The sequence below is a fragment of the Bacteroidota bacterium genome (assembly GCA_018692315.1).
Taxonomy (GTDB): domain Bacteria; phylum Bacteroidota; class Bacteroidia; order Bacteroidales; family JABHKC01; genus JABHKC01.
In genome coordinates this window covers 1-24,875 of sequence record JABHKC010000229.1, presented here as the reverse complement: position 1 = coordinate 24,875, position 24,875 = coordinate 1, and the positions used below count along the sequence as shown (strand labels likewise).

The 24,875-nt window shown below is 31.9% G+C and carries 19 protein-coding genes; 10 read left to right on the top strand and 9 right to left on the bottom strand.

The features are described 5' to 3' along the window. Window positions 1-247 precede the first annotated feature (247 nt). Window positions 248-1,123: a hypothetical protein gene (locus HN894_16795; protein ID MBT7144983.1), complete on the top strand. Its 876-nt coding sequence runs from the start codon at window positions 248-250 to the stop codon at window positions 1,121-1,123. A 1-nt stretch (window position 1,124) separates the two neighbouring features. Here the strand turns inward: HN894_16795 and HN894_16790 are convergent, their stop codons facing one another. After that, window positions 1,125-2,495 (bottom strand): VWA domain-containing protein, encoded by a 1,371-nt coding sequence (locus HN894_16790; protein MBT7144982.1) that lies wholly within the window; start codon window positions 2,493-2,495, stop codon window positions 1,125-1,127. A 186-nt stretch (window positions 2,496-2,681) separates the two neighbouring features. Here HN894_16790 and HN894_16785 point away from each other — a divergent pair, with 186 nt between their 5' ends. Further along, the gene (locus HN894_16785; GenBank protein MBT7144981.1) at window positions 2,682-2,945 is read left to right on the top strand and encodes a hypothetical protein; all 264 of its coding nucleotides are present in this window, start codon (window positions 2,682-2,684) and stop codon (window positions 2,943-2,945) included. 9 nt (window positions 2,946-2,954) lie between these two features. Here HN894_16785 and HN894_16780 read toward each other — a convergent pair whose 3' ends face one another. The 4 genes from HN894_16780 to HN894_16765 all read right to left on the bottom strand — a co-directional run bounded on the left by HN894_16780 (window position 2,955) and on the right by HN894_16765 (window position 9,998). After that, window positions 2,955-4,214 carry a mechanosensitive ion channel family protein gene (locus HN894_16780; protein ID MBT7144980.1) on the bottom strand — a complete coding sequence of 420 codons (1,260 nt, stop codon included), beginning with the start codon at window positions 4,212-4,214 and terminating at the stop codon, window positions 2,955-2,957. Between the two features lie 4 nt (window positions 4,215-4,218). Further along, the gene (locus HN894_16775; GenBank protein ID MBT7144979.1) at window positions 4,219-5,946 is read right to left on the bottom strand and encodes a T9SS type A sorting domain-containing protein; all 1,728 of its coding nucleotides are present in this window, start codon (window positions 5,944-5,946) and stop codon (window positions 4,219-4,221) included. Between the two features lie 29 nt (window positions 5,947-5,975). Next, a complete protein-coding gene (gene pyk / locus HN894_16770) occupies window positions 5,976-6,974 on the bottom strand; it encodes a pyruvate kinase (GenBank protein ID MBT7144978.1) in 999 nt (332 codons plus the stop codon). Between the two features lie 69 nt (window positions 6,975-7,043). Next, a complete protein-coding gene (locus tag HN894_16765; GenBank protein ID MBT7144977.1) occupies window positions 7,044-9,998 on the bottom strand; it encodes a DEAD/DEAH box helicase in 2,955 nt (984 codons plus the stop codon). Window positions 9,999-10,299: 301 nt separating this feature from the next. Here HN894_16765 and plsY point away from each other — a divergent pair, with 301 nt between their 5' ends. Further along, window positions 10,300-10,959, top strand: coding sequence for a glycerol-3-phosphate 1-O-acyltransferase PlsY (gene plsY, locus HN894_16760; GenBank protein ID MBT7144976.1), 660 nt, complete (start codon window positions 10,300-10,302; stop codon window positions 10,957-10,959). Then, window positions 10,956-11,600 carry a CoA pyrophosphatase gene (locus tag HN894_16755; protein ID MBT7144975.1) on the top strand — a complete coding sequence of 215 codons (645 nt, stop codon included), beginning with the start codon at window positions 10,956-10,958 and terminating at the stop codon, window positions 11,598-11,600. The genes plsY and HN894_16755 overlap by 4 nt, the downstream gene beginning before the upstream one ends. A gap of 31 nt (window positions 11,601-11,631) precedes the next feature. Here HN894_16755 and HN894_16750 read toward each other — a convergent pair whose 3' ends face one another. The 3 genes from HN894_16750 to HN894_16740 form a co-directional block, all read right to left on the bottom strand. After that, window positions 11,632-12,132 carry a nitroreductase family protein gene (locus HN894_16750; GenBank protein ID MBT7144974.1) on the bottom strand — a complete coding sequence of 167 codons (501 nt, stop codon included), beginning with the start codon at window positions 12,130-12,132 and terminating at the stop codon, window positions 11,632-11,634. Between the two features lie 202 nt (window positions 12,133-12,334). Then, window positions 12,335-13,354 (bottom strand): tRNA (adenosine(37)-N6)-threonylcarbamoyltransferase complex transferase subunit TsaD, encoded by a 1,020-nt coding sequence (gene tsaD, locus HN894_16745; GenBank protein ID MBT7144973.1) that lies wholly within the window; start codon window positions 13,352-13,354, stop codon window positions 12,335-12,337. Between the two features lie 89 nt (window positions 13,355-13,443). Continuing rightward, window positions 13,444-14,634 (bottom strand): PAS domain-containing sensor histidine kinase, encoded by a 1,191-nt coding sequence (locus tag HN894_16740; GenBank protein MBT7144972.1) that lies wholly within the window; start codon window positions 14,632-14,634, stop codon window positions 13,444-13,446. Between the two features lie 155 nt (window positions 14,635-14,789). Between HN894_16740 and HN894_16735 the strand changes: the two genes are divergently transcribed. Continuing rightward, the gene (locus tag HN894_16735; protein MBT7144971.1) at window positions 14,790-15,932 is read left to right on the top strand and encodes an acyl-CoA dehydrogenase; all 1,143 of its coding nucleotides are present in this window, start codon (window positions 14,790-14,792) and stop codon (window positions 15,930-15,932) included. A gap of 71 nt (window positions 15,933-16,003) precedes the next feature. Here the strand turns inward: HN894_16735 and HN894_16730 are convergent, their stop codons facing one another. Continuing rightward, on the bottom strand, window positions 16,004-17,971 hold the full coding sequence (locus HN894_16730) for a DUF3520 domain-containing protein (protein MBT7144970.1): 1,968 nt from the start codon (window positions 17,969-17,971) through the stop codon (window positions 16,004-16,006). A gap of 216 nt (window positions 17,972-18,187) precedes the next feature. Between HN894_16730 and HN894_16725 the strand changes: the two genes are divergently transcribed. From HN894_16725 to HN894_16705, 5 genes are all read left to right on the top strand, one after another. Then, window positions 18,188-19,003 (top strand): peptidylprolyl isomerase, encoded by an 816-nt coding sequence (locus HN894_16725; protein MBT7144969.1) that lies wholly within the window; start codon window positions 18,188-18,190, stop codon window positions 19,001-19,003. A gap of 39 nt (window positions 19,004-19,042) precedes the next feature. After that, on the top strand, window positions 19,043-19,483 hold the full coding sequence (locus HN894_16720; protein ID MBT7144968.1) for a hypothetical protein: 441 nt from the start codon (window positions 19,043-19,045) through the stop codon (window positions 19,481-19,483). 15 nt (window positions 19,484-19,498) lie between these two features. Further along, on the top strand, window positions 19,499-22,657 hold the full coding sequence (locus HN894_16715) for a beta-phosphoglucomutase family hydrolase (GenBank protein MBT7144967.1): 3,159 nt from the start codon (window positions 19,499-19,501) through the stop codon (window positions 22,655-22,657). A 46-nt stretch (window positions 22,658-22,703) separates the two neighbouring features. Then, window positions 22,704-23,342, top strand: coding sequence for a uridine kinase (locus HN894_16710; GenBank protein ID MBT7144966.1), 639 nt, complete (start codon window positions 22,704-22,706; stop codon window positions 23,340-23,342). 189 nt (window positions 23,343-23,531) lie between these two features. Next, window positions 23,532-24,728 carry a histone deacetylase gene (locus tag HN894_16705; protein MBT7144965.1) on the top strand — a complete coding sequence of 399 codons (1,197 nt, stop codon included), beginning with the start codon at window positions 23,532-23,534 and terminating at the stop codon, window positions 24,726-24,728. Window positions 24,729-24,875 lie beyond the last annotated feature (147 nt).

Genomic DNA, 24,875 nt, shown 5'->3' with positions numbered 1-24,875 from the left:
GAGCTTGCTTCCGTTTAACTTGATAATACAAAGATAAAACACTGCTACATAAATCGTTTTTTTAGCTAAAAAAAACAGCCTCCTTTTTGTCCACTTGAAAAATATCAAGGTCAAACAGCCTCCTTTTTGTCTATTACACCACATTTTTTAATTTTTAATATAAAACTCATTATTAGCCGATTAGATAACGGTGCGAAACTTCAGTCATTAATAAAATTTATTTTTTTAACAATATTTAAATAACCATATGCAGTTTACAAATTTTTTCACACTATCGGTTTTCTTTATTTTTATGCTTCTCAATATTTCATGCAAAAAAAATGAAATAGTTGTTAAGCCTGTTGTAGTTGAATACTCATTTTTCATTGCAGGGCATGTATATGGTAAACCGGGGGTTGACAATGATGGAGTTCATCCTCCATTTCGAGACAAATTTCCACTAATTCAAAACAATGACACTATAGAATTTGGAGTTTTTCTTGGCGATTTTGTAATTGCTGGAAACGACGAAAATTGGAATGAAATTGACACTGAAATAGATAGCTTAGGCCTTACTGTACATTTAGTTCCGGGAAATCACGATATAGGAGATTTGGAAGAATATGAAAATCATTTTGGCAAATCTTTTTACAGCTTTTTGCACAAAAACGACCTTTTCATCACCATAAATCCAAATATTGACAAATGGAATATTTCTGGTGAACAATTAGATTTTTTGAAAAATACAGTTGACTCGAACTACAAAAACTGCAATAATATTTTTGTTTTTACACATCAGGTTTTGTGGTGGGAGCCGGATAATCAATTTTCAAATTTGCAATTAAATTCTTTGGCTGGCCGTGGTGATACCATAAATTTTTGGAGTACAATAGAACCAATTTTTCACAACCTGCCTAACAATGTAGTTTTTTGTGCAGGAGACATAGGAGCACTTCAGGCCGAGAGTTATGTGTATTACAATTATAACAACATAACATTTATCGCCACCGGCATGGGCAGCAATATCAACGATAATTTTATTATAATTTCTATTTTTAATAATAAAACAATCCAATATGAAATTGTTGCTCTCGAAGGCGAAGAGGATAGATTTGGCAATCTTGAGGACTATGTATTGCCATAGATCAAAACAACTTAATTGTCTGCGAACCACTCGATTTCACTTTAAACTTTTTTGTGTTGGAGTAGATGCTTTCGCGGGCATGTTTTGCTCTCATAACAACTCTGTATCTGCCCGGCTGTAGGTAGAACGTTTCTTGCTTAAGTTCAGGATTTAGATTTAATATCCATTTCAGCCGATTATCTTCTTCGATATAAACGCTGCCAAATGCTTGCGATGAGCGCAAAAAAGTTACTATGCCCGGCTTCGGAATTTCAATTTTAGTAGTATAACTTTGCTTTATTTCTACATCGTTGATATAAATTCTCGGACTTGTAAGAATTTCAAGGTCGTAATTCCCAATAATATATTTTTCCTCCGTATTCACTTTTTGAAGATTCAAAGTTTTCATACTGTCAGCCTGACGCACAATAAAATTCAAATTTCTATGCAAATTGCTTTGCGATTTTAAAATCAAATATCCTTGTGGAGCATCAGTTGCAACAACCAAATGTTGTCCCGGCGTAAGTTTTATGCTATCAATAAAAACCGGTGGAATTGTATGAGCAACCATATTATATGTTACCAAAGGGTCTAAAAATAATGTATCAGGGTTTCCTCTATTATTGATTGTGTGAATATAATTATGCATAAATTTTCCGGAGAAATTATCATAAAAAGTCATATTCACATTAGTTTCAGTTGGTTTACCAAAAATGTCGAGCAAATTTACCTGAGCTGTGGTCGAATTAAGAGCCTGAGTAATTACAATTCCAAGAACTTCTTTGAACTTTTCTTCATTAGCAGCATCGTAATAGTGCCCAACGCATTCGAAAGTTTCCTTAAACTCCATATCCAAACCAATACCAATTACAAATGGCTTCAGAACAATTCCTTTTTTCTGCAAAGAAAGTGAAACAGCACATGGGTCGCCATCGCAGGATTCTATGCCATCGGTAATAAGAATAATTATATTTCTGCATTCCGAGCAATCGGGAAAATCATTAGCGGCAAGCTCCAGCGAATGCGCAATTGGGGTGGTTCCTTTCGGATTAATGTATTTTAAGGTTTGTTTTATTTTAGATGCAGTGTTGCCACCAAATGGCACTTCAAGTTTTGTGTCGTTGCAATCTTGTGGCGGAACATATGACTGATGACCATAAACTCTGAGTGCCAATTCAAGATTTTCGATATATGCCAGACTATCAACCATTTTCATTAGCAATTTTCTTGCAATATTAATTTTCTTATCGCTTTCCCAGCGTCCGAGCATACTTTGCGAACCATCGAAAACAAAAAGAATTCTAGAAAGAGGTGGCTCAGTTTTCGTATCCTGTGCTTTAGTTTTCAGACCAAAAGCGAGGAGCAGCAAAATAATAAATAAATGTCGTTTCAAATTGATAATTTCTTAGTTCAAAAATATTTTAGCAATTTTACAAAATTATAGAAATAGCAGTAAATAGCAATAAAAATAATGGCAAGATGAAATTAAAAATATCTATTTTTGTTCGCTGAATTTGGCTGTTGGCTAAAAGCCAAAAGCTAATAGCCAATAAAAAATAATCACTAAAAAATAAAAAACATGTTACCAAAATTCTTAATCGCCGACAATTCCCTTGAGTTACCCGAAACTTTATTTATTATTCACAACGAAGAACCAAGATGTATAATTGGATTTGATGTTGATGATTTCAATAGTAATCGAAAAATTGACTGGATTGATGATAAACCAGAAGACGATAGATTAATTGAGATTTTATTAGTAAAAGTAGAACAATATCTTGAAGACGAATTAGAAAATCAGGATATGCTTTACGAACAAATGGAAAATGAGGAGGAAGAGTAATTTTATGTTTTAAAATTGCAATTTCCGGAAATCGTCGCCAGTAGGATTTTGAAAAACCTTCAGTTCAAATTCGGGCATAATTGCTAACAAGTGATCAAAAATGTCTGACTGAATAGCTTCAAAACCAACCCATTCTTGATTTTTACTAAATACATAAATTTCTATAGGAAGACCTTTTTCATTTGGCTGTAACTGCCTGATTAAAAAGGTCATATCGCTATTTATTTTGGGATGTTTGTCCAAATATTCTTCTATATATTTTCTAAATATTCCAATATTTGTGAGCTGTCGTTTGTTTACATTATCTGAAATTGGAAGATCATTTTTTATATTATCATCTTCAATTTCATGAGTTTTTTTATTCAAGTAATTACCGAGAAGTTTTATTTGCTTGAACTTTTCTATCAAAATATCATCACAAAATTTGATGCTTTTCATATCAATACTAATGTGACGCTTAATCCTTCTTCCACCCGATTCTTCCATACCTTTCCAATTGTTGAACGATTCTGAAATTAGAGAATAAGTAGGAACTGTACTGATTGTCTTATCCCAGTTCTGAATTTTCACGGTAGTCAGATTAATTTCTGTAACTATTCCATCAGTATTTTGTTTCGGCATCGAAATCCAATCGCCCGGCTTCACCATATTGTTTGCCGAGAGTTGAATGCTCGATACAAAACCCAAAATTGTATCTTTAAAAACCAAAATTAGAACCGCTGCAAATGCACCAAGTCCTGTGAAAAAATATCCTAATTCCTTGTCGAAAATTATCGACAGAATTAAAATTCCACCAATGAAATAAAATAAGATTTTAACCAATTGAACATATCCGCTTATGGGTCGATTTTTAGATATTGGCAAAGTGTAATAAATTTCGTGCAAACCATTCAGAAAAGACGAAATTGTGATAAGGCTGATAACAATAATAAGTACCAGAATAGCAGCATGAAGAAAACTAACCGTTTCCGGAAAGGAAGTAACAAACACATATTCAAACAAATAGTAGATGACTAAAGCTGGTGCAATATGAGCCAAATTATTAAAAACTTTTTTCTTAAATAATATATCATCCCACTGTGTTTTACTTTTTGCAATAATTCTTTGTAAGCTAACCAAGATTATTTTTTTTGCAATTGCATCTGCAAAAAAGGAAAGTATAACAATTAATATCAGAGCAACAATTGCAATAAGTGTAAATACAAAATCTTGATTAATTCCTAATCCTACCAGCCAATTTCCTATTTGTTCAATTAGTTTTGCTTTCATAAGTTTATAATTTTACTAGTGTCTTTTCTATTACTAAATCTTCAGAAATTATTTTAACAAAATAAACTCCTTCTGTAAGATTTCTAAAATTTAAATCGATTGTATTATTCCCTTCAGAATATTTTTTATTTAGAATTTCCATCATTTTTCTACCAAAAATATCTAAAATCTCAATCTTAAAACTTCTACTAATTGGCGAAGAAATATATATTTTTGAGATATTTTGAACAGGATTAGGAAAACATTTTACTCGAATATTTTCATATTCTGACAAATCTGAGTGTGCAGGCCAAGGGACCAATTCAGCATCCAAAATTGTTGCTTGCCGATTGAAAACCTGGACATCTGTAAAAAATTTCGGATAATGATTGTCGGCATTTATGCTCAGGTCATAGGTTCCTTCTGCAATAAGCCTGTGGTAGTTTCCGTTTTCGGCACTACCAAAGACAAAAGAATTATCAAAATCGTGCGAGAAAATTTCAATTTTTGGTTTAATGGCTTCTTTGCTAATCGAATCTACTACAATCCCTCGAATTCCGTAGATTGCTTGCTCCATGTAGTTTAACAAGGAGCGGTAGTTTGCGTCCCAAAAAAATGGCAAATCGTTTTCGGTAGGCGATTTTATCAAGCTCAATTCCATAGTAACTTCTCTGCTATTAAGGAAATAGTTCATATAATCCTGCCTCCCGCCACTTATCGAGTACCACTGAAAACCGTTGGTTATGCCATTGTTAAAATCGCTGAGATAGCCAGTATAAAGTCCTGCCGGAATATTTGCATGAACCGTGTCTGCATATTCACGCGATATGTTGTAATACCAATCGTCGTCGGCATGAAATTGCTGCCATGTATCCCAGGGGTAGTTTATAACTTCGGTTCCGGTATGTAGGTTTGCCGACAAAACAAAATTATGCTGCTTCATAAAATTTATCATTACCTGATTTTCCTTTTGTAAAGAATTGCCATCGGGATGTTGTCCGTCTTCCGGATCAGGATAATTCCGGTTTAAATCAACATAATTGGAATTAAAGCGAGTGGCACCGGCAACAGTATTGTTTCCAGCAAAGTAAGTCCCATCAGGATTAGACAAGGGATTTATCCAAATTTCCAAATTATCAACAAGATTTGTTACTGTCTCGTTGTTTTGGTATTCCATTGCAAGATAACTAATTAGACGTAGCATTAAGACAAATCCTGTTGTTTCGTCGCCGTGCATTGTGGAGGTATAAAAAAATTCCGGCTCGGCTTCTTTCTCATCAACATTATCGGAAATTTTCATAACTAAAATATCTCTGCCTTCAACACTCTCTCCAATTTTTTCGAGCTTGCAATGAGAACTAAAATCATTTGCATAAAAATTCATAAGATTAACATATTCCTCATATGTTGGATAAAAATCCCAGTTTTCACCAGATTTTTCATTTTTCTCTGTCGAAATTTGATTAAGCAATGAAGGCGGCGTTAAGGTTTCAAAATCAATATTAAAACCTAAAAATACCTGAAACTGTTTTTTGTTTGCATATGCAAAAACCAAATTTTCTTTAACATTATCAATAGAAATAATTCGGGTAAGAATATTTATTTGTTGCCTGTTGTCAATCTTAAATTTAAAATAAACCTCTCCCCTTTCGTTCAATGTTGTGTTTGCTTTTTCTATATTTAATTCTCTATTTTGCGAAAAGCACAAAACAGAAACTCCAACAAAAAATAATAAACTTACAATTTTTCTCATATTTAAATTTTTAAATAAATTCTTCAAAATTAAATTTGATTTTCTGATTCAAAAATAATTTTTTTCATAATATTCACCGCTTCTTTGGCGTATTTTCCATATGCAGTTTCGCCGCTCAACAATAAAATATCAGCTCCATCAATAACCGAATTTGCCACATCGCACAATTCAGCTCTGGTTGGGCGAGGATTATTTATCATCGAGTGTAAAATTTGTGCAGCTACAATTACCGGTTTGTGTTGGGTATTACATTTTTTGATAATCATTTTTTGCAAAAAAGGTATTTTTTCAAGCTGAGTTTCAACGCCTAAATCTCCTCTTGCTATTAAAATCCCATATGAATTTTCAATAATTTCATCAATATTATCAATGCCTTCCTGATTTTCAATTTTTGCAAATATTACAGGTTTGAAATCATATTTCTCAAGAATAGCATGAATCTCCAATAAGTCATTTTTGTTTCTCACAAAAGAATGAGCAATAAAATTGATTTTGTTTTTAGCTGCAAATTCTATAAAATTTTTGTCTTTTAGGGTCAAAGCTTGCAATTGAGTTTTTACTCCTGGAACATTCACACTTTTGAAGGAAGAAATTGTACCCTCATTTAGCGATTTACAAATTAAAGAATCTGCATTTTTTCCAGCAACTTCAAATTCAATTTCGCCATCGTCAATAAAAATACGATTTTTCAGATTCAAAACTTTTACAAAATCCGGATAATCTACATATATGATATTCTTGCTTGTTTTTTCTTTTCCCGACTTAAAAATATAGGTTTTTGCATTTTCAATTTTTATAGGCTCATCAACTTCAGAAGTTCTTATCTCGGGACCTTTCGTGTCAATCAAAACTTTTATGCAACTACTAACTTTTCGAATATTTTCAATAATTTGTTGCGTTTGCTCAATTTTTTGAAATGCTGTATTAATTCGGACAATATCCATTCCTGCCGAATAAAGACTTTTAATAAATTCTATATCACTCTTTTCGTAGGAAATAGTTGCAATAATTTTTGTTCTGTTTTTCAATTTGTTTTTATTCTTTTTCAATATTAATAAAAATTTACATTCTGTATTGGCTCAAAGGAGAAATTCCGACTATGCAAAAAACGATTCAATATCCTCAATCTTAATATTTTTGAAAGGATTGTTTGAATTAACAAAAACTTCTGACAATTTACTTTTACTTTCTTGAAGTTTCCGAATTTTTTCTTCAATTGAATTGATAGAAATAAAGCGATAAACAAAAACTTTTTTGTCTTGCCCAATTCGGTGAGCCCGTGCAATTGCTTGATTTTCGACCGCCGGATTCCACCAAGGATCTAAAATAAAAATGTAATCGGAAGCAGTAAGATTTAAACCCTCGCCACCGGCTTTAATAGAAATTAAAAACAACATATTGTTTTCATTTTGTTGAAATTTTTTGATAGTTGACTCTCTTTTTTGTTGAGAAGTATCGCCTTTTAAATACGAATATTCCAGATTGTTTCTAATGAAATAATCTTCAAATAAATTCAGATGTTTTACGAAAGATGAAAAAATCAGAACTTTATGATTTTCAGACATTAAACTTTCTATCATATCCAACACTTCATTATATTTTCCGGAATCATGCTCGTATTTTTCATCAATCAAAGAAGGATGATTTGCCAATTGACGCAATTTTGTGAGACCGGCAAGAATTAGAAAACTCGTTTTTTCCTTCCCAAATTTCGAAATATTTTCAAAAATATAGTTTCTTATTTTGTTTTTTTCTGCTTCGTAAATTGCATTTTGCATATCAGTCATTGTGCAATATCTCACAGTTTCTGTAAGTTCAGGAAGATCTTTTGCTACGTCTTCCTTTTTTCGCCTCAAAATGAAAGGACTAATCAAGGCTTGCAATCTTTTTTGCTGATTTTCATCTTCTGCATTAATGATAGGAATTTCGAATTTTCGTTTAAAAAAGCTCAAACTCCCTAATAATCCAGGATTTAGAAAATTTATTTGGGCATACAAATCAATCAAGGAATTTTGAATTGGTGTACCGGTTAAGGCTAATTTGTATTGCGATTTAATTTTGATTATTGCACTATACAATTTCGATAATGGATTCTTAATATTATGACTTTCATCAAGAATTAAATAGAAAAATATAAAATCCTCCAGAAACTCTATGTCGTTGCGAAGCAAACCATAGCTTGTGAGCACAATATCAAAATTTGCAAATTTTCCGATAAGCTCCTTTCTCTTTTCTCCATTTGCTCCAGCATATTTTAATACTTTGAGCGAGGGTGCAAATTTCCGAATTTCGTTTTCCCAATTGTGAATCAAAGATGTTGGCACAATTATCAATGAAGTATCTTTTGTTGCTGACTGCTCAAATTGCTGATACACAGGCTCGAACAAATTTAACTGAACTGGCTGATTTATTTTAATTGTTTTTTTTGGCTTCCAATTTTCTTTTAGTCGGCATAGCAAAGTGATAGTTTGCAAAGTTTTTCCTAAGCCCATATCATCGGCAAGAACGCCTCCAAAACAATTATTTTTCAAATAACAAAGCCATGTGTAGCCATCTTTTTGATATTGTCGAAGTTCTGCATTTATTTTTTTTGGGATGGTTTCTTGCGAGAGTTTTCCATTTCTTGAGAGTTTTCTAAATTTCGATAGATAATTCTTGTTTATTCCTTCAAAATCGTCTAAAATCTGGAAATAATGATTTTTCAGTTTGAATGTATCTCCCTCCCTTTCGCCAAAAAGAAGAAATTCTTTATATTTTTCAAACCACTCTGCGGGCAAAATTAAGACTTCGCCATTTGGTAAAAAAAACTCTCTTTTATTATTTAAAATGTGCTTTCTAAATCGCACAAATGGTATTTTATATTTCCCGATTTTCACAATTGCAAAAATGTCGAACCAGTCTTTGCGATTTTCTACCGCGATGTTCAAACTGATTTTTGCAATATTATATTTCAGTGGAATTTTATCCTGAACTATTTCAAAACCTAATGTTTTTAGTTTTTCTGAATTTTCGCTCAACCAAAAAATAAGCTCAGAATTTTTAATTAGAGCATCAGATTTTGAACTTTTTTTTGCCAAAAAAACACTATTGAAAACAACTAAGTTAAGTTTCTTTAAAATTTGAAGGTATGCTTTTTCTGAATCCAAATTTCTAACAAATTTTTTAAAATTGAAATTTGAATTATTGTCATAAAACTTCAAATAAATTTCAGATTTTGTGTTCAGGTGAACTGAAAATAATTTATCGTATTCAAATTTTAGCAATAAAACTATATTTCCACTCAAATCTTTCTCGACAGATAAAATTGCTTTTGGCTGGGTTTTTATTGTCTCAATTTCAAAACCTGAAGCGTTTACTCTATATTTTTTGATACAATTGAAAACAAATGTTTCGAAAAACTTTTTCTCTGCACTTTTAGGAACACTCAGAAAAGTTTTTTTAACAAAAGGTTTTAATTTATTTCCATCTATGTCGCTAAAAAAATATAATTTGTTCTGAAAAATTATACAACAGGGCAAAATAGTTAATATCTGAAGCGAATATGTTGTCAAACTAATTTCTTTATTGTCTTGTCTGATTTTCAGAAAATAAGTAGTTTCGTCATCAGACCTATGAAAATTGAAAACTGTTTTTGCCTCATTTTTCTGAATTTGTATTCTATCATCATTGTAAACAACATCCGAATTCCTGTCTTTTAAAAACAAAGGAATATCTTCATTCTTCAAAATTTCTATAACTTTATTTATTCGAATTTCTATGTAAGGTCTAATTTGTTTAGTAATTATTTCGTCGTTCAAAGAATTAATGAAATCCCGAATTCCGACTTTTTTTTTCGAAAAAAGTTTATGAATGTCTTTTTCGCTAATACTATTCAAAAGGTCAACTATTTTCTTTTGAATTTTGCTTAAAGGAAAATTTTGATTTTCGGAAGAATAATTATCAAATTTTGCAGCAATTTTATAAAATCCCGAATCTTTTTCTTTTTCAATAAAAAAGGAGCGAGGTATTAGACCCAAGATATGATGTTTCGTAATTGCAACAACAAATTTCATTTATTTGATTAAATAGAATAATATTTTGCGAAAATAGAAAAGTTTATTCGTACTTTAATAGTTATGCCTAAGTAGTGTCTCTAAGCAATTGAAATTTGAAAATGAATTTTCAAATTAGTTTTGCGGTACAACATGTACGTTTCAATATATATAAAGCTATTATTCAATTGATTGCATTATATTTTTGTGCTTTTTTTATACAAGTTGTTTAGGAATCTTATATTTCAATAAAAGCATCATTTTTGTAGCCAAAAAAATAATACCTATTTTTGCGAACTTGTTTATTTAATGTGAAAATAAATTGGTACAAACATATTTGATAAATATTTTTTTAGTTTTGATAGCCTATTTATTAGGCTCTATTCCATCATCAGTATGGATAGGAAAAATATTTTACAATATTGATGTACGCGAACACGGCAGCGGAAATGCGGGGACTACTAACACTTTCAGAGTTTTAGGTGTAAAAGCAGGAATTCCGGTTTTTATATTTGATGCCCTCAAAGGCTGGCTTGCCGTTAAACTAATCTATTTTACAAACTATTATATTCCATCCTCCGGCGATTTCATAAATTTTCAACTATTGTTAGGAATTTTTGCTGTTTTAGGTCATATTTTCCCAATTTACGTGCGATTTAAAGGCGGGAAAGGAGTTGCTACCCTTTTTGGAGTAGTTCTATCAATTCACCCATATGCAGCTTTGATTTCAGTTGGAATATTTGCCTTTCTACTCATAGCAACAAGATATGTATCTTTAAGCTCAATGATTGCAGGCTTTTCGTTTCCAGTTATTATAATTTTTGTTTTTAAAACAACTACCTTATCGCTCGTAATTTTTTCATTGATTATTGCTATTCTATTATTGCTTACTCATCAAAGAAATATTGAAAGGCTTCTGTCGAAAGAAGAATCGAAAATCTCGATAAAAAAGAAATCGGATAAAAAAAACAATGAAAGGTGAGCTTTAATCTTATCATTAAGCAATTAAAGGAGCAATTAAAATTAGAATTGCCTGGTAAAAATGCCCAGTTAAGTATGTCGCCTTTAGAAAGAATGAAAGGTGTTAAATTGCCGATTGATGAAATAAATGCAAAAAAAAGTGCTGTATTGATTCAAATTTTTCCAAAGAAAGGAATTCCACATTTTGTTTTCATAAAACGCACTATCGACAATGGAGCACATAGCGGCCAAATCAGTTTTCCGGGCGGGAAATTCGAAAAGCAAGACAAAACTCTGTGTAAAACTGCAACTCGCGAAACTAACGAAGAGATAGGCATCAGTGAAAACGACATTGAAATTATTGGCTCATTAACTCCTCTTTTTGTTCCGGTTAGCAATTTTATGATTTATCCCTATGTTGGATTTCTTCGTTACGAGCCAAATTTTAAAAAAAATAAGGATGAGGTAAAAAAAATAATTGAAGCAGGTATTGCTGAAATCTCGAATAATAAAAGTAAGAAAGAAGGGATATTTAAATCGAAAGATATTTTAGTGAAAGCCCCTTTTTATAGTGCCAACGGAGATAGTATTTGGGGAGCTACAGCCATGATATTAAGTGAGTTTTTTGAAATTTATTCAAGAATTAATATTCATAATTCCTGATTTAGAAGTGTGTGTTTTTAATATATGAATCTTACCATTTTTCAATATGAATTCTATCTTCTAAAAAACGCTGTGGATGGTCTTTTTGTTCGGCAGGATGACCAATTGCAATCAAAGAAAACGGATGAACATTTTCCGGAATTGTAAAAAGTTTTCTTAATCCTTCTTTCCGTTCTAAACGAGGATGAACACCTAACCAAACTGCACCCAATTTCATACTGTGAATAGCAAGTAGCATGTTTTGAGTAGCTGCTGCGCAATCTTGTTCAAAATATCCTGAAGTTTTCAAAAGATTATCGTCCCAGCATACCAAAATTGCAAGTGGTGCTTCTTTAAGCATTTTTGCATGAGGATGAACTTTTGTAATTTCTTTGAGCTTTTTTTGCTCTTCGATTACGATAAAATGCCAGGGTTGCTCATTTACTGCTGAGGGAGCATACATTGCTGCCTTCAAAATTAAATTTACTTGCTTCGATGTAACAATTTCTTGCGAAAACTTCCGAATGCTTCTACGAGTAATTATATTATTAATAAAATCTGGATTATTCATCATTCACTTTTTTAAATTTATTAGGTAATAAAGTTAAGGCAAGTACCAGAAGAATCCAAATTTAATTTGTTGTTTTTTTTATAGGAATAATGAATTATTGAACAATAAACAGTTTTTTGAAATAAAAATTGAACTATTTTTAAAAATATAATACAATTGCACTTTATCATAAAAAACCCTCCAATTAAAACAATAGTTTTGCTTTTGGAGTAATATTTTGGCTCGAAAAGAGCTTTTCTAAATATTTGTAATATCCTGTAATTGCAATCATTGCAGCATTGTCAGTTGTAAATTTTTTCTTTGGAATATGAATTTTCCAGTTTCTGTTTTCTGATTCCTCTAATAATGCTCTGCTCAGCCTTGAATTTGCTGCCACACCTCCTGCAACCGCAACCTCACTTATACCGGTATTTTTGGAAGCTTCTACAAGTTTTTGCATCAATATCTCTACTATAGTTTTTTGGATTGAAGCACTCAAATCGGCTTTATTCTCATTTATAAATTCATTATTTATTTTTAGTTGATCTCTTATGAAATATAAAAACGCCGTTTTTAGTCCAGAAAAACTATAATTGTAACCGGCTACTTTAGGTTTTGTAAATACAAATTTATTCTCGTTTGCTTTCTTCGAAATTTCGTCAATTATTGGTCCTGCCGGATATTCAAATCCCATTATTTTTCCGCATTTATCGAAAGCTTCGCCAGCGGCATCGTCAATAGTCGAACCTAAAACTTCCATACTTAGATAATCGTTGATTTGAACAATTTGAGTATGCCCACCGGAAACAAGTAGGCATAAAAAAGGAAATTCCGGAAGATGATCGTCATTTTCGTTTTCTTTAATAAAATGGGCTAAAATATGAGCCTGGAGATGATTTACCCCAATTAATGGAATATTCAAACTAAGTGAAAATCCTTTTGCAAAAGAGCTTCCTACTAATAGTGAGCCTAACAAACCCGGACCTTCGGTAAATGCAACTGCTGAGATTTGATTTTTAGTAATTCCTGCATTTTTTATTGCAAGCTCAACAACAGGAACAATGTTTTGTTGATGTGATCGTGAAGCCAATTCTGGAACAACTCCACCATAAGACTTGTGTACATCCTGATTAGCAATATTGTTTGAAAGGATTATTCCATCTTTAATAATAGCAGCAGAAGTGTCGTCGCACGAAGATTCAATTCCTAAAATAATTGTGCTCATTTATTTTATTTTTAAAAATATGGGGAAATATTATTCGAAAAGGATAGTTGAAAACAAATAAAAACTAACTATTAAAAGTGCGATATTTTCTAATCAATCATTGGTAAACAAAAATAAAAAGTACTCCCTTTTCCAATTTCACTTTCTAACCAAATAGTACCATCATTTATTTCAACAAATTCTTTGCAGAGAATTAAACCAAGACCCGTTCCTTTTTCGTTTTCGGTGCCTTCGGTTTTGAAGTGTTTGTCTATATAAAAAAGTTTGTCAAAATTCTCCTTCCTAATTCCAACTCCTTTGTCTGATACAGAAATTTGCAAATAGCTCTTTTTCTGAGAATCAACCTCTTTTTTAATATATTCAGAGCGAATGAAAACTTCAGAATCTCTGAATGAAAATTTTATGGCATTGGAAACCAAATTCCTCAGCAAAGTGATAATCATATTTGAATCGAAATATGCAATTGTATTAAAGGAAATATCTGATCTCAAGGTTATATTTTTCTTGATTGCTTGTTCTCTTAACACCGAAATTGTGTCATTTGCAATTATGCTAAAATCATAATAATCTGGGCGATACTTAATTTTTCCCGTTTGTGTTCTCGACCATTGAAGTAAATTCTCAATCAACTTATAGGTATTTTTTGAGGCATACATTATATTTTTTGCGAAGTTACGCTTGTCGTCGTTGTTATATAAATCAAAATCTTGATAAAGCAATTCGGCAAATCCTAAAATCGCATTAAAAGGACTTTTCAAATCGTGTGCAATTATTGAGAAAAACTTATCTTTTGTCATATTCAGTTCTCTCAAATGTTGCTCAGATTTTTTTAAACCTTTCTCAAATTCTATTTGTTTGGTTTTGTCTTCGACGAAACACAAAACGTATGATATATCATCAATTTGAATAATTCGGGCGAAAAGATTTGCAAACACCTCTTCAGCATTTTTGCGAATAAAAAAAACTTCAAAATTTTTCACAAATCCGTTTGCCGATAGTTCGTTCATCAACAATTTTTCTCTATCTGCATTTTTCCAAATATTTAACTCTTTAGCATAACTGCCAATTATTTCATGTTCTGAGTATCCCAAAAGAGTTGAGAACTCATTGTTACAATCAACAAATTTTCCATCGAAAGTTGCTATTGAAATAGCATTTGGTGAGGTTTCGAGAAGTGCTTTATATTTTTCATCATTTTCCGAAAATGATTCATTTTTAGGCAGAAAACTGTTTGAAGCTTTGTCAGATAAATTGTTCTTGCTATTTTCGTTATTCATCATAAAATTATTTTGAAAATCTACTTCCAAGTAATAGTTTTCTATTTAAATTAACAATTGTATAATTAATATTGTTCAAAAATAATAATTATATTCTTATATTTGGACAAATTTGTTTATCATGTATTTACATTACTTAATAATTAAAACTTTACGAGATGATTGATTTTTCATTAACAAAAGAACAAGAAGCAATTCAAGAAAAATATAGGGATTTTGCCAAAAGGATAATTATTCCTAACAGCTTGAAATACGACAAATTAGCAGAATTTCCATGGGATATTGTAAAAACTGCTTATGATGAAAAAATAATGAACGGACCTATGCCTACAAAATTTGGGGGTAACGGATTTAATATTATGGATAGTGCTATAGCTTCAGAAGAATTGGGGGCTGGCTGTATCGGAATTGGCATTTGTATCGATGCTAACACTCTGGCACTTACGCCTTTACTTTTAGCTGCGAATGAAGAACAACAAAATAGATTTTATGGTAGGATTATAGAAGAAAAAGGCGTTGCCGCATATTGCTTAACTGAACCAAATGCCGGCTCCGATGTTGCCGGAATAAAATCTACTGCTATAAAACAAGGAGACAAATACATTTTGAATGGGCACAAAAGATTTATTACAAATGGTGAAGTTGCATCATTCCATACTGTTTTTGCTTTGACAAACCCCGAAAAAGGTGCAAGAAGTCTGACAGCATTTGTTGTTCCAACCGATTTGCCCGGCATCGAAATTAAACCACGATTAGAAAAAATGGGACAAAAAGCATCTGTTCAAAACGAAATTATTTATACAAATGTTGAAGTGCCTGCCGAAAATATGTTAGGAAATGAAGATCATGGTTTTTTAATTGCAATGAAAACTTTTGACAGAACAAGAACAGGTGTAGCCGCTTTAAGTCTTGGGGCTGCAAGATCTGCTTACGAAATTTCAAGAGATTGGGCTAAAAACAGAGTTCAATTTGGCAAACCTATCGCAGCAAATCAAGCTATTGGTTTTATGTTGGCAGATATGGCAACAGAAATAGAAGCTGCCCGAATGATTACCTGGAATGCAGCCTGGGCTTACGATTCTAAAATACGAACTGCCTCGAAACTTTCTGCAATGTCGAAATTATATGCTTCCGATGTGGCTATGAAAGTTGCTACCAATGCAGTTCAGGTGATGGGTGGAGATGGATATTCTACCGAATTTGGTGTTGAAAAAATTATGCGAGATGTTAAACTTTGTCAAATTTATGAAGGAACCAATCAGGTTCAAAGAATTGTAATTTCTAAAAGCATTTTGAAATAAAACTTAAATTCTTACAAATATTAAAAAAGGCAATTATATAAATAATTGCCTTTTTCAAGTTCGCAAATTTCTCAATTTTTCGAGAGCAATTCAGCAGTTTCAACCAATTTTATAAATTCTTTTTTGTGTCCATTCTCATCATCTTCACAAGCTTGTTTTGCTAAAGCAATAACCTGCTGATAGGATGAATTTGCTTTATGTTCCGAATCTCTCAAAATCATTCCAAATTCTGCCACAGCAGCAGCCCAAACAAAATTTTCCGATGACCTTTCTTTTTGAACATCCTCGTCTCTGATTTTTTGAGTTATTAAGTTGCTAGTATTCTGGTTTGGTTTTTTATAGCGTAGTTTTAATGTCAGCAAATTTGAGCTTCGCACTGGCTTTATAAATTGATATTCCAAAGGATCAACATCTGAAACAATTTCTTCTGAATCGTTCAAAATTATCTCATAAATTGCTGTAACTGTGTGTCCACAACCAATATCTCCGGCATCTTTTTTATCGTCGTTAAAATCTTCTTTGTTTAAAATCCGGTTTTCGTAACCAATCAGTCGATAGGCTTTTATTTTAGCCGGATTAAATTCTATTTGAATTTTCACATCTTTTGCAATTGTATATAAAGTGCCCCATAGTTCTTCACCAAATATTTTTTTTGCTTCTCTAATATTATCAATATAGGCATAATTTCCATTTCCTGCATTAGAGAGTTTTTCCATTTTCGAGTCTTTATAATTTCCCATTCCAAAACCCAAAATTGAAAGATAAATTCCATCTTTTCTTTTCTCTTCAATCAATCTTACCATTTCGCCATCGCTGCTTGCACCTACATTGAAATCTCCATCTGTTGCAAGAATTACACGATTATTCCCATTTTTTATGAAGTTTTCTTTAGCAATTTTATAGGCAAGTTTTATTCCGGCACCACCGGCAGTAGAACCTCCGGCACTAAGTTTATCAAGTGCTGAAATAATTTTTTCTTTGTTTTGTCCGGAAGTAGATTCCAGGACACAACCTGCTGCTCCGGCATAAACTACTATGGCTACACGGTCGTCTGGTCGCAAATTATTGACTAATATTTTAAAAGCTTTTTTTAGCAATGGAAGTTTGTTTGCTGATTTCATGGAGCCTGAGACATCTAATAAAAAAACCATATTGCCGGAAGGAATACTTTCTGACTTTAAATTTTCTCCTTGCAAGCCAATCAAAGCCATTTGATGATTTTCGTTCCACGGACATTTTCCGATTTCCATATTTACAGAAAATGGGTCTCCGTTTTTTGGTTTTGGATAATTGTAATTAAAATAATTAACCATTTCTTCAATTCTAACTGCATCTTTATAAGGCATTTGGTTTCCATTCAAAAATCTACGAACATTAGAATACGATGCTCGATCTACATCAATTGAAAATGTAGATAATGGATTGTTCACCACATCTTTAAAAATGTTTTCGTTAATTTTGTCATAGGCTTCGGTATTGTGAGGAACAAAATTCTGTTCTTGCCTGCAATAATTTCTATTTCCCATTGACATTGCTGAAATGCCTTTTGATTTAAATCTTTTTTTACTAATAGTTTGCGGAACTTTCAAACTCTCATAATCAACAACTTCTGTGGAGGAAATATGTTCAACTTCATCACTAACAATGTCGGTATTAACATCTTCAACAATATCCAGCTCAAATTTCTCTACAACTTTTAAGCTCACATTTACTGATATTGTTTTGTTTTCTTCAATAATCAAATTGTGCTGAGTATAATTTGTAAAGCCTTGTTTTTCAGCTTTAAAAGTATATTTATTTGCTGGAATATTTTCAAAAATAAAACTTCCATCACCTTTGGTTTTTTGACTTGTATAAAGTCCTGAATTGTTGAATAAAAATACATTTGCTCCTGAAATTGGTTTATTGTCAGACTCATCAATAATTTTTCCTTTAACAATTCCAAAACCCGATTTTACTCGATTTTTTTTATTTGAACTCTTAAATGACAAGCTCAATAAAATAACCAATAATACTCCAAAAATTAAACTGAGCTTCATCAAGCTTTTTGTTTTTTTAGTTTTCATTATTTCAAAATTTTTAGTTACTAATTTAATATCATTTATGAGATACATTTGTGTTTTGGATTCCATATATTTTTTATTTTTTTTATTCATTCAAGTGAAAAATGTTAAAAAATAAGAATTTCAGGATTCAAAATTTCTAAACTTCTTTATAATAATTATGTATTTTAGCCCCGAGATAAAAATTGAAAAATGAACAATATTTTCAGAAATTTTATATTTGGTTTATTGCTTATTACTGCAATGTGTAGCTCTCCGGCTGAAAATCTTGAACGAAAAGAAATTTCGTCTTCAAAAAAAAAAGAAGATATAGAAATGGATGAAGATATGGCATTAATTGAAAAAAGAATTTCTGAACAAAAAGCCAAACAATACAATATCTCAAGTAAAAATGTTGTTGAATTTCTCACTAAATACGGTCAAGAAAATCCGGAAACCATAGTGCAAATTTCTACAGAGTTTGGCAATATGAAATTAAAACTTTATGAAGAGACACCTCTTCACAGAGCAAACTTTTTGCTCCTGGCGAAAAACAAATATTACGATAAAACAATTTTTTACAGAATAGTCGAAAATTTTATGATACAAGGTGGAGATATCGATGAAGATTATATCATAAACAAAAAAGCATTTTTTGGGCAATACACGATTCCCTCGGAAATGAAAGATAAATTTTATCACAAAAGAGGTGCAATTGCAATGGCTCGCGACTATAATAAAAATCCCGATAAACGATCATCCTTTTATGATTTTTATATTGTGCAAGGCGAAAAACTTAGCGATCCAAAACTTGATGCTATTGAAGATTATTACAAAATTGAATTAGATGAAATCCGTAGAAATACATACAAAAAAATCGGAGGAACACCTCATCTTGATGGCGAACATACAGTTTTCGGAGAAATTATTGAAGGCATAGATGTAATTGATAAAATTGCTAAAGTTCCTGAAGATAATGGAGATTGGCCAATAAATAATATTAATATAAAACTGACTGTAATTGAGTAAATTACTTCCAAATTAGCATTTTAAACTAAAAAATACCTTATGAAATCAGATGTCTATTTAAAAATTATCCTCACAGTAATTGCAATTAATCTTACAATAATAACATTGCAAAGTGTTTCAATAATCCCAAATATCAATGCAAATTCTCTTGAAAAAAGCAATGAAACTCAACCAAATACCTCCGGTCAAAACGTAAACACTGCTGTAGATGTGAATATTAAAAGCATTGGAGGGTTCGATATTTATGGAAAATTACCTGTGATAATTAAAAATTATGACACTCAAGATAGAATTCCTGTTGAAATTACTCATAAAGTACCTGTTGAAATAAAAACCTGGTATCTTGAAAAACCATTAGATGTAAAATTGGTCGATTTCAATAGAGATAGCCGTATGCCTGTGGTTATAAAAGATATAGATATGTATAAAATTCCAGTTGAAATTGTAGATCAACCAATATTAACAAGAACTATTCAATAATTTTTACATTTTGAAATGAATAAATTTGGTTTTGATGGAGTAATTTTCGACCTTGATGGCGTAATTACCCAAACAGCATTAGTACACAGCGCTGCATGGAAAAAAATGTTTAACGATTTTTTATTATTCAGAGAAAATCAGTTTGGTGAGAAATTCGTAGAATTCACGCACGAAGCAGACTATCTTCCTTACGTAGATGGAAAACCAAGATATGAAGGTGTAGAAAGTTTCCTAAACTCAAGGAACATTTCTCTTCCGCAAGGTAGCCCCGCTGATAGCCCCGATGAACAAACTATTTGTGGCTTAGGTAATAAAAAAAATCAAGCTTTCAATGAAGTTTTACAGAACGAAGGAGTAAAAGTTTTCGACTCGACTGTAGATTTACTAAAAACTCTAAAAAATAAAGACTTAAAAATCGGTGTTGCCTCATCAAGCAAAAATTGCGAAGCTGTTCTAAAAGCTGCCAATTTAACCGATTATTTTGAAACTCGTGTTGATGGAGTGGTTTCTGCAGAACAGGGGCTGAAAGGAAAACCCGAACCAGAGATTTTTACAAAAGCCTGCGATAATTTAAATATTGATTATCATCGAGCAGTTGTTATAGAAGATGCCGTTTCGGGCGTTCAAGCAGGAGCAAAAGGAAATTTTGGTTTTGTTCTCGGAATTGCACGCGAAAACAACGAGCATGAACTTAAATTGAACGGTGCTGATATAGTTGTCAAAGATATTTCGGAAATTGGTTTCGATGGAATCACGAAATGGTTTCAGGAAGGTATAGAAAACGATGGCTGGCAAATAAACTACTACGACTATAATGCAAAAAAAGAAGCCACTCGCGAAACTCTCACAGCAGTCGGAAACGGATTTTTTGGTACTCGTGGAGCTATGGAAGAAAATTTGGCAAATTCCGTAAATTATCCAGGCACATATATGGCAGGACTTTACAATAGATTGACTTCAAAAATTGGGGATAAAGATATTGATAATCAAGATTTTGTAAATTGTCCGAATTGGCTTTCAATAAGTTTCAAAATTGGATCGAATGATTTTTTTGACATAAATAAAAATTCAATTTCAAATTTTCAACGAAGTCTTTGCCTGAAAACAGGCTTGCTGTACCGAAAACTTATTGTTTCTGACGATGAAGGTAGAAAAACCCTTGTAGAATCATGGCGAGTAGCAAGCATGTACAATAAAAATTTGGCAAGTCTGAAATATAAAATTTCTCCACTTAATTATTCCGAAAATATTACTGTTGTCTCAAAACTTGACGGAAATATTATAAACAACGGTGTAGCTCGCTACAGGCAACTCAATCAAAAACACATCGAACATGTTTCTTCCTCTTTCGAAGAAAATATAGGCTTTTTGTGCGTAAAAACTACAAATTCTGATATAGAAGTTACGGAAACCGCAAAAATCACTGTTAAGATAAATAATCAGGAAATAAATCCCGACTTCAGTTGGAAAAAAGAAAGTGCCTGTGTTTCAAATACATTTACCACTTTTGTTGAAAAAGGAACTGAACTACAAGTAGAAAAAATTGTAAGTATAAATAAAGCTGAAAACAAAGAAGCAGCAAAAATAAATTTGTTTGAATCAGACAAACAAAATCTTCTGAATTATAACTCTTTTGATGAGATTTACAACGAAAGCAAAAAATCATGGAAAGAAATTTGGGAAAAAGCTGATATTCAAATAAATGGCGATAGACTATCTCAAAAACTCCTTCGTTTGCATATCTATCATTTATTAATTTCAGCATCACCACACAACAAAAATATTGATGCAAGTATCACAGCTCGTGGACTTCATGGCGAAGCCTATCGCGGGCATATTTTTTGGGACGAATTGTTTATTCTACCTTTCTATAACATTCATTTCAAAGAAGTTGCAAAATCTATGCTTATGTATAGGTATAGAAGATTAGATGCAGCAAAAGAATATGCACAGCAGAACTCGTATAAAGGAGCAATGTTTCCTTGGCAAAGTGGTAGTGATGGGCGAGAAGAAACACAACTAATTCATTTAAATCCTATCACTGAGAAATGGGGAGAAGATTACAGTTCTCTGCAAAAGCATGTTTCTTTGGCGGTTGCATTCAACATTTGGAAATATTTTCAAATCTCAGACGACAAAGAGTTCCTCGAAAAATATGGATTGGAAATGTTTATAGAAATATGCAGGTTCTGGTCGAGCAAAGCATTGCTCAATGCTAAAACCAAAAGATATGAGATTTTCAAAGTAATGGGACCCGACGAATTTCACGAAAAATATCCTCTTTGCATGGTAGGTGGAATAAAAGACAATGCCTACACAAATATTATGACAGTTTGGGCTTTCAAAAAGGCACATGAACTTATCAATATTTTAAGTGAAAAATCAAAAGCAGAATTATTCAACAAAATTGGATTATCTGAAGAGGAACTTGCTCATTGGAAGAATATTTCAAAAAATCTAAATCTCGACATTTCTGAAGATGGAAAAATTGCGCAATTCGATGGGTATTTTAATCTCAAAGAATTAGACTGGGAATATTACAAACAAAAATATGATAATATTCACAGAATGGACAGAATTTTGAAATCAGAAGGAAAATCGTCCGATGAATTCCAGCTTGCAAAACAAGCAGATACATTAATGTTATTTTACAATCTTGAAATTGGTGATGTAAGAGAAATTGTTGAAGATTTGGGATATAAATTGCCAAAAGATTTTGTAGAAAGAAATTTAAACTACTATTTCGCCAGAACCTCGCATGGGTCAACATTGAGCCGTGTTGTACATTCTCAGCTTGCCGAAATGATCGGCAATAAAAAACTTGGAGAAGAACTCTTTAAAAATGCTCTGATAAGCGATTTCCAAGATTCGCAGGGAGGAACAACCGGAGAAGGAATTCATAGCGGAGTGATGGCTGGAACAATTATGCACGTAATCAATAATTTTGCCGGTATAAACCTAAATTCAGAAAATCTTAGAATTAACCCAAATTTGCCTTTTGGCTGGAAAAATATTAAATTTCAATTAAATTTTAAAAACGTTTTATATAAAATCTCCATTGGAAAAGAATATTTATCATTAGAAACTGACAACAGTGTAGATGTCGAAATATTAGGACAAAAATATTCAATACAGTCAAATTCTGCTTTTAAATTGCAGTTAGCTAAAAGCTAAATTAAAACAGCAAACCACTATAAATCTTAATGCTAAAAACAAACATATGTTAGGAGATGTACTATTAATAACGGAAAAACACGAAAAGGCTGCAAAAGCTATTTTCGATAAAATTATTGCAGAGAAAAAAGAAAAATTTATTATTGCTATCTCTGGCGAATCGGGCTCCGGGAAAACAGAATTGGCACATGTTTTAGCCAAATTGTTTAAAGAAAAAGGAATTAGAGCAAAACCCTTGCACATAGATAATTATTATAAAATTCATCCTCTTGAACGAACCGAATGGAGAATCAAAAACATTATTGAAAATGTTGTAGGTTTCGGTGAATACGACTGGGAAGAAATTAACAAAAATATTGAAGATTTTGGAAAAGGTAAAAAATCGACAATGCCTTGTATTGATATTGTTACAGATCAGGTAGATATGCTAACCAGCGATTTTGGAAATGTCGATATGCTAATTATTGATGGATTGTATGCGATAGAAACGGATGCTGCCAATTTGCGAATTTTCATTGAACTAACTTACCACGAAACCAAGAAGGCACAGCAAAAACGTGGCAAAGAACCTCAAAACGAATATCGTATGCGTGTGCTCGAGCAAGAACATAAAGTCGTAAAATCATTGAAATCAAAAGCTGATATTTTTATTGATAAGAATTATCAGGTACGATTTAAAAGATAAAATCTAAATCGTCTCCAAAAAGGAACAAAAGTACAATATGCCATAGATCAACACTTTGAGTTTCGTTTCAAATAGAGAATTTATAGTTTATTTTGTTTTGCTTATTTATGGAGTGGATACAATTTAACCTGATATTTTCTTTGGGCTATTTTGGCTTATTTGTTTTTCTGAAATAAAAAAATGCCTGTTTTGAATAAAAAAAATAGTCGTAGAAATTTCGTGAAAATATCGGCATTTTTTGCAAGTCTGCTGATTTTTGGGAAATTAGCCTGGCATTTTTTCTACAACAAAAAAAAAATGAACAGTAACAATAATATAGATAGGAATAAAATTATGGATACAATTAATAAACCCTTAATTATGAATCGGACAGCCTATGTTTACGACCCATATTTTTTGAAGCATACTCAAGAGGGTCATCCAGAATTTTCCGGAAGATTAGTAGCAATAATGGAAAAATTAGAAGATTCGGGAATTCTAAAAACTCTAATCAAAATTCCGGCAAAAAAGTGTACTATCGATCAGCTACTTTTGGTACATCCCCAATCGCATATCGATAATGTGAAATATGTCAGCGAAAGCAAAATTCCGTATCTTGATACAGATACATACACCAACGAATTTTCATACAATGCTGCACTTCTCGCAGCAGGTAGCCTCATTGAGCTTACAAATGCAGTTGTTCAACAAAAAGTAAAAAATGGTTTTGCAATAATTCGGCCACCAGGCCATCATGCTGTAAAAAAACAATCAATGGGATTTTGCATTTTTAGCAATGTTGCTATTGCTGCTAAAGTTGCTCAAAATCAATTCAATATTAAAAAAATTGCAATTATCGATTTCGATGTTCATCATGGAAATGGGACACAAGATATTGTGAATGAAGATCCTGATATTTTGTTCATTTCTACTCATCAATATCCGCTATATCCGGGAACCGGCAGAATTGAAGAAACAGGTAAAGGTGAAGGAAAAGGCTCAACTATGAACATTGCAGTACCTGCCGGAACTGGCGATGAAGGTTTTGGAAAAATCTACGATCAAATAATTATTCCATCCTTACACAAATTTCAGCCGGAACTAATTTTAGTATCAGCCGGATACGATGCTCATTGGTCTGATCCTCTTGCTGGTTTGACACTTTCCTTAGAAGGATTTGCAGAAATAAGCAAAAAACTGATTAATGTAGCTGAAGAACTTTGCAAAGGAAAAATTGTTTTTTCGCTTGAAGGTGGATATAATCTTGATGCCCTGAGCAATGGAGTTATGAATAGTATAAAATTATTATCAAGGCGTGATGATATTTACGATCCAATTGGGAAATCAAATAATGTTGAACCAGATATCACAGAATTGATTAAGGAAATAATAAAAATTCATGGATAGCAAAATACCTAATTTCGGCGTAATAGACAAAAAGGAGGCTAGAAACTTCTATAGCCTTTTATTTGCATAGCTTTGCATCAAATCAAAGGTTATGAATAAAAAAAATGCTTTTATTGCAGCAGTACAATTCTTAAAAAAAATGGAATT